The 12,082-nt window shown below is 32.9% G+C and carries 9 protein-coding genes; 6 read left to right on the top strand and 3 right to left on the bottom strand.

Annotated features, from left to right (window positions below; genetic code table 11):
• Positions 1-2,168: ribonuclease R (rnr, locus tag QZ659_RS02405; protein ID WP_291721349.1), on the bottom strand; the 2,168-nt coding region annotated here is incomplete at its 3' end.
• Positions 2,169-2,538: 370 nt separating this feature from the next.
• Between rnr and QZ659_RS02400 the strand changes: the two genes are divergently transcribed.
• The 5 genes from QZ659_RS02400 to QZ659_RS02380 all read left to right on the top strand — a co-directional run bounded on the left by QZ659_RS02400 (position 2,539) and on the right by QZ659_RS02380 (position 7,863).
• Entirely contained in the window at positions 2,539-3,372 is an 834-nt protein-coding gene (locus QZ659_RS02400; protein ID WP_291721346.1) for a mechanosensitive ion channel family protein, read from the top strand.
• A gap of 158 nt (positions 3,373-3,530) precedes the next feature.
• Positions 3,531-4,271: an outer membrane beta-barrel protein gene (locus QZ659_RS02395; RefSeq protein ID WP_291721343.1), complete on the top strand. Its 741-nt coding sequence runs from the start codon at positions 3,531-3,533 to the stop codon at positions 4,269-4,271.
• 101 nt (positions 4,272-4,372) lie between these two features.
• Positions 4,373-4,849 carry a nuclear transport factor 2 family protein gene (locus tag QZ659_RS02390; RefSeq protein WP_291721341.1) on the top strand — a complete coding sequence of 159 codons (477 nt, stop codon included), beginning with the start codon at positions 4,373-4,375 and terminating at the stop codon, positions 4,847-4,849.
• A gap of 17 nt (positions 4,850-4,866) precedes the next feature.
• On the top strand, positions 4,867-5,616 hold the full coding sequence (locus QZ659_RS02385) for an MbnP family protein (RefSeq protein ID WP_291721339.1): 750 nt from the start codon (positions 4,867-4,869) through the stop codon (positions 5,614-5,616).
• Between the two features lie 102 nt (positions 5,617-5,718).
• Positions 5,719-7,863: a c-type cytochrome gene (locus tag QZ659_RS02380; protein ID WP_291721336.1), complete on the top strand. Its 2,145-nt coding sequence runs from the start codon at positions 5,719-5,721 to the stop codon at positions 7,861-7,863.
• 52 nt (positions 7,864-7,915) lie between these two features.
• Here QZ659_RS02380 and QZ659_RS02375 read toward each other — a convergent pair whose 3' ends face one another.
• Complete coding sequence (locus tag QZ659_RS02375) at positions 7,916-9,049, bottom strand: BamA/TamA family outer membrane protein (protein WP_291721334.1); 1,134 nt, start codon at positions 9,047-9,049, stop codon at positions 7,916-7,918.
• 194 nt (positions 9,050-9,243) lie between these two features.
• On the opposite strand from QZ659_RS02375, the gene QZ659_RS02370 reads away from it, so the two are divergent.
• Positions 9,244-11,451: a T9SS type A sorting domain-containing protein gene (locus QZ659_RS02370; RefSeq protein ID WP_291721332.1), complete on the top strand. Its 2,208-nt coding sequence runs from the start codon at positions 9,244-9,246 to the stop codon at positions 11,449-11,451.
• A gap of 98 nt (positions 11,452-11,549) precedes the next feature.
• Here the strand turns inward: QZ659_RS02370 and QZ659_RS02365 are convergent, their stop codons facing one another.
• Positions 11,550-11,963 (bottom strand): hypothetical protein, encoded by a 414-nt coding sequence (locus QZ659_RS02365; RefSeq protein ID WP_291721329.1) that lies wholly within the window; start codon positions 11,961-11,963, stop codon positions 11,550-11,552.
• Between the last annotated feature and the right edge of the window lie 119 nt (positions 11,964-12,082).

The raw sequence follows: 12,082 nt of genomic DNA, 5'->3' as shown, positions 1-12,082 counted from the left end.
AAATAATCTCCCTTCAAATCTGAAAGGCGAATCATTCCTTCACAGGCTGTTGAAGTAATTTCGACATAAAGCCCCCATTCGGTTACACCCGAAACCATTCCTTCAAATACTTCTCCGATATGGTCTGCCATAAACTCAGCTTGTTTGAAGCGAATAGAAGCACGCTCAGCATCAGAAGCACGTTTCTCCATATCTGATGAATGTCTTGCTAGGCTTTCATACTTGGCTGGATTTATAGATTTTACATTCTTTTTAAGATACTTTTCCAACAGACGGTGTGCCATCATATCTGGATAACGACGAATAGGCGATGTAAAGTGAGAATAATGGTCAAATGAAAGTCCATAATGTCCAGTAGCTTTAGTTGTATATACTGCCTTTGCCATCGAACGAATTGCCAAAGACTGCAATGTTTCATATTCTGGCTTACCTTCTGTTGCTTTTACTAGCTTTGCCAACGACTCTGCAAAATGCTCTGGGTCTGTATTAATGTCATAACCAAAGGTTTTTGCCATTGCCTTCAAATTAGCAAGTTTTTCTGGGTCTGGGTCGTCGTGAACACGATAAATCATTGTATTTTTTTCTTTGCCTCCCTTATAGTTATATACAAATTCAGCTACACTTTTATTTGCCAAAAGCATATATTCCTCTACCAATTTGTGAGCATCTTTTCTAATTTTTGGAATAACCCCCAAAGGCTTTCCATTTTCGTCTAGCTTGAACTTTACTTCTTGTGTTTCGAAACTAATCGCTCCATGTCTGAATCTTTTAGCCTGTAATTTTTTTGCAATATCATTCAGAATATTTATTTCATCTGCATAATCTCCTTCTTTTGTTTCGATGCGCTCTTGTGCTTCTTCGTACGTAAAACGACGGTCAGAATAGATTACCGTTTTGCCATACCATCTTTTGTGTACACTTCCATTTTTATCTAGCTCAAAGACAGCCGAAAATGCTAGTTTTTCCTCTTGTGGACGCAAAGAACACAGATTATTTGAAATTCGTTCTGGAAGCATCGGCACAACTCTGTCCACCAAATAAACCGAAGTAGCACGTTTTTGAGCTTCTTTTTCTAATAAAGTATTTGGGCGAATATAATGTGTAACATCAGCAATATGCACACCTATTTCATAGTTTCCATTTGGCAAATAACTAAGTGAAATGGCATCATCAAAATCTTTTGCATCGTGAGGGTCAATCGTAAAAGTAAGTGTAGGACGGAAATCTTTACGCTTTTTGAACTCTTCTTTGGTAAGGTCATCTGGAACATCTTCTGCTTTTTTTATCAGTTTTTCGTCAAATTCCATTGGCAAACCAAATTCTACCATAATGGCGTGAATTTCTGCCTCATTTTCTCCAGCTTTCCCCAACACTTCGATTACTTCTCCTACTGGATTTTTGTCTTTGTCTTCTGTCCATTCGGTAATCTTGACAACTACTTTATCATTATTGGTAGCTCCATTGAGATTATCTAAGGGAACAAAAATATCCATTTTCATTTTCTTAGATTCTACAATCACGAAAGCAAAACGGTTGAACAGCTGAACATTACCAACAAACTCTGTACGCCCACGCTCAACTACTTCAATTACTTCTCCTTCTGGATTTTTTCCTTTTTGTTTTCCTGTCAGCTTAATTTTTACAGTATCTCCAGTAATGGCACTTTTTATTTTGTGTTGCCCTACCCAAGCATCTTCTTCTAGCTCTTCACAGATTACATAAGAATAATCTCTCATTCCTCCGTCCACAACGCCAATATACTCTCCTTTTTCAAGGGTAGTTTTTGATTTTGTATCTAACTTAAAATCTGCATTTTTAGATTTATTTGGATGAGTACCATCTCCTACTACATCTTTTCTTTTTGGCAGGTCTGTATTTTTCTTATCCGATTCCGAAGTATTTTTGTTTGTTTTACTTTCTCTTTTATCTTTGTTAGCCGATTTGTTTTCAGATTCTTTCTTTGTATTTTCAGATGCTGTCCCTACAATTTCTCTGAAGTTTTCTTTCTCATCTTGTGTATCTAAGCCTATTTTTTTGTAGAGTTGGCGAAGTGTAAAACTTTCAGATTTACTTTGTGCTAATGTTTCTATGAGTCCAGTAGCTAGTTTTTGGACTTCTTCACGGCTAAGACGAGGATTTTTCTCGTTTTTTGATTTTTTCTTTGTCATATACTATTCTTATGATTAGAAACTCATTCTCTAGTAATTTATTTTTTCGTTTCAAAATTTCTAATCTTTTGTAAGTTAAATTGTGTGTTTAAAATTAAGTTAAAAAAGTGATGATTCAGTATTTGTATCTTTCTATCTATGCTAAAATACGTCAAATTATTACGATTTGAAAATTATGAGGTATCGTACAAATTACTAACCAATAAATATAAGAAGAAAGTTCAATGTATATTTTCAAAAAGCCTTATTGAGGAAAATAAAGAATACAATTTTATTTGGAATAGAACGTTTGAATTGTTTTCTTTAACTTTTTCAACTCTCAAACCTGCTTAATAGTTTTATTTTTTTATTTCTATCAAACTAAACACTTATGAATTTTAATATAGAAAAAGTAAATATTGAAAAACTTATTGTTACTTATGGACTCCAAGTTCTTTATGCTATTATTGCTCTTGTAGTAGGGTGGGTAATTGTTAGCTTTATCAATAGTCTCATCAAAAAAGGACTCAAAAAAGCTATACCAGACCCTGCTCTTTCCAATTTTTTGTCTAGCATTATTGGTGTTCTCTTAAAAGTCTTGTTATTCATAGTAGTTGCTTCTATTGTGGGTATTGATACCACTTCATTTGCTGCTATTATTGGTGCTGCTGGTTTGGCAATAGGTCTTGCTTTGCAGGGTAGTCTTTCCAATTTTGCTGGTGGTGTACTGATAATTCTCTTAAAACCTTTTCGTATTGGAGAATTTATTGAAGCCAAAGGAATGAGTGGAACAGTAAAATCTATACAGATTTTTCATACGCTACTCAACACTACAGACAACAAACTTATTATTATCCCTAACGGAGAGCTTTCTAACAGTCCCATTACTAACTATTCAAGAGAGCCTATTCGTAGAGTAGATATTACCATCGGAATTAGCTATGGAGACGATATCAAGACAGCAAAAAATATTATGATGAAGGCAGCCAATGCTCATCCTCTTGTCTTAAAAGAAGGTGATGCTCCTTCTGACCCTGTGGTAATTGTAACTAGCCTAGGAGACAGTTCTGTAAATATTGCTGTTCGTTCGTGGGCAAAAACGCCAGACTATTGGACAGTTTTTAATCAGCTTATTGAAGAACTTAAATATAAAATGGATGAAGCTGGTATCGAAATTCCATTCCCACAGCGTACAGTTTGGATGAAAAGCGATAGTAATAGCTAATTTTTTCTGAAATACTAATTTAAAAAATCCTAAGAGTTTTTCTATCTACTCTTAGGATTTTTGCATTCTAAAACTATCCTTTACACTTTCAGTTAGATACATAATAATTTTTTATCTTGTATCATCATTTTTCCAACTCCATATTTCTATCTACCAAAATGAAACATTTTTCTATCTATCTTATTTTTTTGTTTTTAGTTTCAAGCTATTTTTCTGTTTCGGTTTTTGCTCAAGATATGAAAATAGATAAGGATAAAAATATTATCCATACTCGTGATGAAATTATACCAGGGTATTTTATTTTTGATTTGGGAATCAATACACTACAAAATGCACCAACTCCAATGGATTTAAAACTTTTGGGGTCGTGGTCAGTAAATTTATCATATTTAGGAAATGTAGATTTGAGTAAAAACTTTAAATTTTTACCTGGTGTTTCTTTGGCTGTGGATAATTATATGTTCAAAGATGAGATAAGCCTTTTCAGAGCAGATAATATTTTGGGAGAAGAAAAAATACAGTTCTATGAGCTAGAATACGATGAAGTTCGAAAAAGCAAATTCTCAGTAACATACATAGATATTCCCTTAGAGCTTCATTATATTCCCAACCCTACGAAAAAAGGGCTTCGCTTTGCTCTTGGTGGAAAAGTAGGTTTGCCTGTTTCGGCAGCTACAAAAATACGTTATAAAGAAAATGGAGCGAGTTATATAGACAAAACCAAAAACAACTTTTTTGTCTCCCAGCTGCGTTATGGCGCATTGGCTCGTATAGGCTATGGAAGTTTTTATTTATTTGGATACTATGGATTTAATTCCTTATTCCAACAAAACAAACTAGATTGCAACTGCAATGGAGGAACTCCCATAACTATTGGCGTTACGCTTTTTGCCTTCTAAATTTATATTACAACTTTATTTAGATAAGGCATTCCTTATCACTACAAAACTCTTTACAAATCCCTGTTCTGTGCCTCACAGAACATTACCTACTCATAATTATGACTCCACAAGAAAAAGAACAACTGATTGCTGAATTTTATACTGCCTTTCAAAACCAAGAAGCAGAAAAAATGGTAGCTTGCTATGCTGATAATGTCGTTTTTAACGACCCTGTGTTTAAAAATTTAAAGGGTGAAGAAGCCAAAGACATGTGGCGAATGCTTTTGAGTAATGCCAAAGACTTGAGTGTTACCTTTTCAGAAGTAGAAGCAAACGAAAATTTAGGTTCTGCCAAATGGGAAGCTATTTATTCATTTAGTAAAACAGGCAATACTGTTCATAATAAAATAAAGGCTGTTTTCGAATTTGAAAATGGAAAAATTTCACGACACACAGACGATTTTGACTTATGGAAATGGTCTGGAATGGCATTAGGAATGTCTGGAAAACTTTTAGGTTGGACTCCTATCATACAAGGGAAAATTAGAGAGACGGCTCGTAAGAGTTTAGAAAAATACAGAGCAGCTAAAAGCTAGTTTACAATTATACCACTATGAACAGATTATATATTTTTGGGTTTATACTTATTTTTTTTATTTCTTCTTGTAAAAATTCTGAATCAGATAAAAAAGATGAGACAGAAAAAATTACTTTAGAGGTAGAACTTTTCGTAAAAGACAAACCATTACAGCTTCTTCAAGAATATCAGAACAGTTTGAATCAGAGATATTTACTAGAAAATTTTAAATTTTATCTTAGTAATTTCGAATTTGAGTCAGCTTCTACAAATGAAGTTTTTAAGGTTGAAGATTCCTATTTACTTTTTTCGGCAGATAGACAAACAAATATTTTTCAAAAAGAAATTGAAGTAAAAAAAGGAGAATATTTAAACATGAATTTTGCCATTGGTGTAGATTCTATAAAAAATACCTCTTTAGACAATACTGGAGACTTAGACATTAATAACAGTATGGCGTGGGATTGGAATACGGGCTATAAATTTGTTGTGATGGAAGGAAAATATTTTAATGATGTAGCTAATCCAAATACTTCTATTCCTCTTGTTTTTCATGTTGGTTTGAATCGAAGTTACAGAACTACTTCTGTCAGTTTTGAAAATGCCACTAGCAAAGGAACATTCAGTACAGATAATAAAAAAATTGTATTGCGAGTAGATTTAGATGACTTCTTTTCTTCCCCCAACTCAATAGACTTTGAAGAGACCAATAATGTAATGGGAGGGTCTGATCTATTGGTTGAAAATTATGAAACAGGGTTTATTACCTTAGAAAAAATAGAGTAAAATTGTTTGTTAGAATATTTACCTAATATTCAATCTGTTACTTTTATTCAAGAATAGTATTTTATGTAGTAGATTTTACCTTTTACTCAAAAATATATTTCCATGAAAATATTATTTCCTGTCCTTTCGCTTCTCTTATCATTACTATTTTGTTCTTGTGATTCTCAGAAAGATAAATTAGCGTCTATGTCGGCTGAAGAACTCGCTTTTCAGTTTCCACATCTTTTTGATGCTCCACCTCCACAGGAGTTTATCATTAATACAGAGAAAGATACTGTTATTTTTGGAAAATCAGGAACACTTCTCGCCATTGAAGCAGGAACATTTACAGATGAGAATGAAAAGATATTGAAAGGAAATCTTACCCTTAAACTTAAAGAGGCTCTTTCACTCTCTGAAATGTTAGAACACAAACTTACTACCCAAACCACAGACGGACAAGTTTTGCAAAGTGGTGGAATGATTGAGCTGACTGCCAAAACAGATAAAAAAGGAAAAATAAACATTTCAAAACCCATTCATGCTGAAATACCAACACTCAAAAAAGATGGTAATATGGCTATTTACAAAGGAGTACAATCTAGTGAAAATACTCCTGTGAGATGGAAAAAAGAAAAAGAACTAGAAAACTGGCTCACAGAAATTCCATTAGAGAAGCTTAATTTTTTTCCAAAAAATGAAATAAGTAACAACGAGCAAGCAACTATTTATATTCCTGTGGATAAAGCTACAAAGTCAAAAATTGAGGAGCTGAGTCGTGAGTATAGAGTTGTTTTAGTTAATAAGAAACCTGATATCTCTGAGAATATTTTTCATTTGGTACAAAATGATTTTATTATGCAAGATTCGATAGCATTATCAGATTCAATAGCAGCTTTACCAAAAAATGGAGAAGGCAGAATTTGTGGTATTTCAAAATATATTTTAGAAGGACTTTCAGATAAAAAATTTCAAGGAACATTCGTTTCTACATACGAGTTTGAAAAACGAGTAAAGGCAATGAATGAATGCTGTGGAAATGATTTGATGGCTATTTATCTCAAAAACTTAGATAAAAATTTATGGGAAGCTGACAAAGCAGCAGCCGAATATCTCACTAAAAACAAAAAATGTAGAGCCTACGTTTTTGAAGAATTTGCAAAAGAAAAAGCAACGAAAGTAAAACCACAAGACAAAGTAAACCGAGCCTTGCAAAAATACATCGACAAACTTTTCAGAAACAAAGAAAAGGCTTGGGAGAAGTTTAGAAAAAACTATGATAAGTGGGAAGAAAAAAGACAAGAGTTACAAACTGACATAACTGAAAAAATGGAAAATGAAAGACGCTTTGCAGAACGTCTGAATTATTCTTTTGATTTGAATAAGTTTGGTTGGGTAAATATTGATATGCTTTTAAAACTACCAAATCAGATTCCAGTTACCTTTGATGTCAAAATCAAGGATTTAGCTCTAAAGGACGCAGGAAGAGTATTTTTGATTTTTCCAACAGATAAAGTTATCATTGATTTGAGTAGAAATGAAAAAGGAGATTTTTATGGAAAACAAGGAGAAAGTCAAGAAATTATTTATCTACCAGAAGGACGAGAAATTGTTTTAAAAGCTGTTACTCAAAGAAATAAACAACTCTATACAGGCGAGCTAAATTTGGTAGTAAAGAAAAAAATTAAAGAAACTATAAAAGTGAGTGAAACAACAGATAAGGAAGTAGCAAGCAGAATCAAAAAATATGAGCAGAAAGTAACTCAATCAAGGTTTGCTGCAAAGGGAGAACTTGTAAAAGACACTATTAAAAGTAGTTTGAATATAACACTAAATACTAGAAGCTCTATAGTTATCCGTAAAGATCTGTCAGCCAAACAGTTTGAAAATGCATTAGAAAAACACTACGAAAAAAGACCTGTTTTAGATGATTATGCAGAGTGCTGTTATGAAATGGATTTAGTAAAAGGAAAACAGATTTTTGAAAATGAGTGTAAACAGTGTCATGCTATTCATAAAAAAATAGTAGGACCTGCTCTAAATGGTGCAGAAAGCCGATGGATGTATCGTATTGCAATTATAAACTTTATTAAATATCCACAGAAAGTAATTGATGGAGGAAATGAGTATGAACAGTACCTTTATGAAGAATATGGACAATATATGCCTAATTATGACCATCTAAGTGATGGAGATATAAGTTCAGTTTTATATTATATTGAAAAGGAATCTAGGAATTACTCATATTCAGACTTCCTAGAAAAATAAAATAACCTTTCAGAATGCTTTCTTACTAAAATTAGAAAGCGTTCTTTTTTTCTTAAAATGCTTCTCCAATAAGGATATAAAAACCTCTACCTTCACGAGTGAAAGAGTAATCTATACGAGTGTAAATATCTTTTTTAGGAAAAAGCAAAAAACGAAGCCCTGCACCACCAGCCCAAACCAAATTTTTCATGTCAATTTCTCTTGTGTTGGGAAAAACAGTTGCTACCGAACCAAAAAGAGTTGCTCCAATACGCTTACTAAATCCTAAAGGAAGTGGAAGAAAACGAAACTCTGTCTGCGCTGCAATCTGATTTTTGTCTCTAAATCTTCCTGTATAATAGCCTCTCATCATAGTTTCTCCTCCTAGAAGTGCAAGCTGATTGAAAGGAACATTGCCTAGGTTGAATTGTCCTAAAATTTGTGTTGCCCAAACATTGTGTTGCCCTACTGGACGAAACAAACGAGTATCAGAAACAATGCTATTAAACTCAAAATTATTTAAGCCATCATTGTAGTGTAAAAAGCCTAGTTCAGAGAAAAATCCATCTCTAACATTCAAAACATTATGACGATTGTCATAGACAATACCTGCTCCAATACCAAAATTAGTAGAACCTTCATGCCCCAAAGGAAGATCAATCGGTTCAAATTCTTCATTTTCCATAAAATCTACCTTTGAAAGACGTGTGAAGTCAAATTCTGGTCCTATAAAAAAATTCTTTTTAACCTTACGAAGTACACGCTGACGTACCCAAATCTGATTAGCATCTACAATCGCTTGGTGTTCTTCTGGAGTATTTGAGCCGATGCCATAATACAAAAGTGGAAAGCTCTGTAATCGTATTTTTCCTAAAATGAAAACCTTGTCTTGATGAGTATAAATAGCATTTTCTAGCCAAATTCCGTACTGATTTTCTAATGTAAAAAATGTAAATGCACTAAGTTCACTCAAACGGTTGGTTGTGTCTCGCTTTGCATAATAGATGTAAAGCGAGCTAAGCCCTATTTCTAAATTAGTTTCTGGGCTGTATGCTAAGGTAGGATAAGCAATAAAACGAGGTTTGGAAGCATCAGTAGTATCATTTATTAGATTAGCAATATATCTTTTTATAAAACTCTGTCCAGTAGTTGTGTGAGTGATAGAGAAAAAACAAACAAAGGAAAGTAGAGTAAAAAACTGTTTCATTAAACGTGTATTAAATAGAAGGTAGAAAATAAGAACAGATACGTAAAAGAGAAATAAAAGATTACTTCATTGATTGTTTTAAGGTGATTGCAAAATAATTCATTTCAACGAATAGCTTTCTCAAAAAAGTATATTTCAAATAAAAATTAGTAATGTTGTTTTATCTTTATCCAAATCAACCCAAAAAAATAGCTATGAAAAACCTTTTTGTTTTTATCCTTTCAATTTTTCCCTTTATTCTTTTTAGTCAGAATTTTCCTGTTAGTTTTGATACAAACATTGAAATTACAAAAGATGGAAAAAAACTTTCCCTCACAGGAGGGTTTAACTCTCCACAATTTTCCAAAATAAAAGCTGATAACGATGAGCTAGAAGACCTTTTTATTTTCGATAGAACCACGAATCAAGTTCTTATTTTTCTTCAAAAAACAAATATGAGTGGAGAAAAAGAATGGATTTTTGCTCCAGAATACACACAGCTTTTTCCAAAAATGAAAAACTGGGTATTACTTCGTGATTATGATGCAGATGGAGAAAAAGATATTTTTACCTCTACGCCCTTTGGTGTGAAGGTATATCGAAATACAAAAAACGAAACTGGGAACTTGACTTTTGAAGTGGCAAAAGACTTACTTTCTAGTACAGGAATTTCAGGAAACCCATTAAACTTAGGCATTGATGTTACAGATATTCCTGCTATCATAGATTTGGATGAAGATGGAGATATGGATATTTTAAATTTTCGTCCTGCTATCGGAACAACAGTTGAGTGGCACAAGAATTTAAGTCAAGAAAGTTTTTCTAATTCTGATAGCCTTATTTTTGAAAAAGCAACCATACAGTGGGGCGATTTTGAGGAGTGTGTCTGTGAGAGTTATATTTTTGGAGCAAATAGCTGCCGAACGGAAAGAGAAGAACACGCTGGTTCGTCGCTTTTAATTTTGAATTTGGACAACAACCCAACACTTGATTTACTTGTAGGCGATGTAGCTTGTAACTATGTAACAGCTCTTTACAATGAAGCAACAAACACAGATGCCATTTTAAGAAATCCAAAAATTCGTTTTCCTGCACAACGACCGATAGATATTCCCACTTTTGCTGCTATTTTTTATGAAGACGTAAATTTTGATGGAATAAGAGACCTTATTGCAGCTCCTAACTTATATTCTAATGACGGCAACTTGATAGATTATGAAAATTCGGCTTGGCTTTATCAGAACACAGGAACAGAAGCAAACCCAAGTTTTGAATTTATACAAAAGAATTTTTTACAAGATAGTTTTTTTGATATTGGAGAAAACCCTCGTCCTGCATTTATAGATGCTGACGGAGATGGCGATTTGGATATGATTTTGGGCGAGCGTGGACGTTTATTTTCAAATACATATAAAGCTCGCTTACATTTCTTAGAAAACATTGGAAGCAATCAAAATCCTAGCTTTGAATATCGAAATGATGATTTCCTCAATTTTGCTACATCTTCTATCTTTGCCTTTCAGTTTTTGAAACCCATTATTTCAGATTTTAATAATGATAATAAAGATGACCTACTCTTTACAGCTTTTGATAGTAATGAGAGAAAGGCAAGTGTTTTTTGGATAGAAAATAAAGGCAATGAGACAGCTAGTTTTTCATTAGATAATATTCAAGAAATAGCCTTAGAGGGAATAAACTTGGGAATTAATGATGAAATTCTCTTGACAGATTTAAATAATGACGATAAAAAGGATATACTCATTTTACAAAACCGAGGAGGACTAAAATCATTTTTAAGACAAGAAAATGGTAGTCTTGTTTTAGACAACGATAATTTTGGTAATCAGAACTTTACACGAGGCAGTTTTGCACTTTATGAAAGAAATGAAAATGGACAAATTTCATCAGATTTGCTGCTTTCCAATCCAGAAGAAGGACTTTTTTTAGTAAAAGACTTTAAAAACCAAGAAGATAGTTTTGAGCTAATTCCCCTTTCGCTTTCCAATCAGAATCTACCAACAGATTTTCCATCCAACCTTTTAAACCATCAAAACTCTACTTTATATTTTGGAAATACTGTTTTTCCTGCTGCTTTTGGTTCTCAAATCGTAGTTGGAACGGTTGGAGGAGGTTTGCAGTGGCTTTCTCCAGATGGAGAAATTATTTCTAGTCATGAAAATGGAGACAAAGAAGAAATATTTTTAAAAATCTATCCTAATCCTGCTCAACAGACTCTAAACATTCAAGTCAGAGATAAAGGAAATATCACATTCTACAATACAACAGGACAAGTGTTGTTACAAAAACAAATTTCAACTACCCAAGAAAGTATCGATATTTCAAACTTTGCTAATGGACTTTATATTTTAGTTTTCAGTACAGAAAAAGGAGACAGTTATCAGAAAGTTGTTGTTTCAAGATAACGCAATTCTTAGAATTTGTTTAAGAATGGGGAAAACTGTGTTCTGTATGCTACAGAACACAGTTAATGGAGGCTAACTTTATTTTTTTTGCACACTAACTAATAATACTTCTCAAAGTAAAGCGTATCAAGCCCTTCTAAATCTTTATTGTGTCGCTCTAAAGTAAGCTCTTTCTCATTCAATTTTAACAATTTGAAAGTCAAAGTATCTTCTTGAAACTCTTCATTAGAATAAGGTAAAAATAGGGTTGAACCATCAAAAACCCAGTTTCGATAAGTAGTTTGTCCGTACTGTGTGGCTTGTTTTAAAAGAAAGGCAGTATCTTCTACACTTAGTGTAATCGGAAATTTTTCTATAACAGAGTCTGCTACTCCACGCTCTCCTGTCAGTTTTTTAAGTTGCCAATCGCCTTCAAATTTCTCAGCAAATTCTTCATTGTTCTTTTCTAGACTGTTTTGACAAGAGGACAAAATACTAAATACCAAAAACAAGAATAGAGATATATTTTTCATAGATATTTTAGATTAAAGGTTTATAGTTACAAAACTAACTATTTTCTACTCTAGTATGGAATAAAACTATTTTTCACATCTGTAAATAAAACTCTCTTATATTTTTCATTGGCAAAAAA

It is taken from the genome of Bernardetia sp., assembly GCF_020630935.1.
Lineage (GTDB): Bacteria > Bacteroidota > Bacteroidia > Cytophagales > Bernardetiaceae > Bernardetia.
The sequence above is the reverse complement of the archived record's forward strand: the minus strand, read 5'-3'. Positions and strand labels throughout refer to the sequence as shown.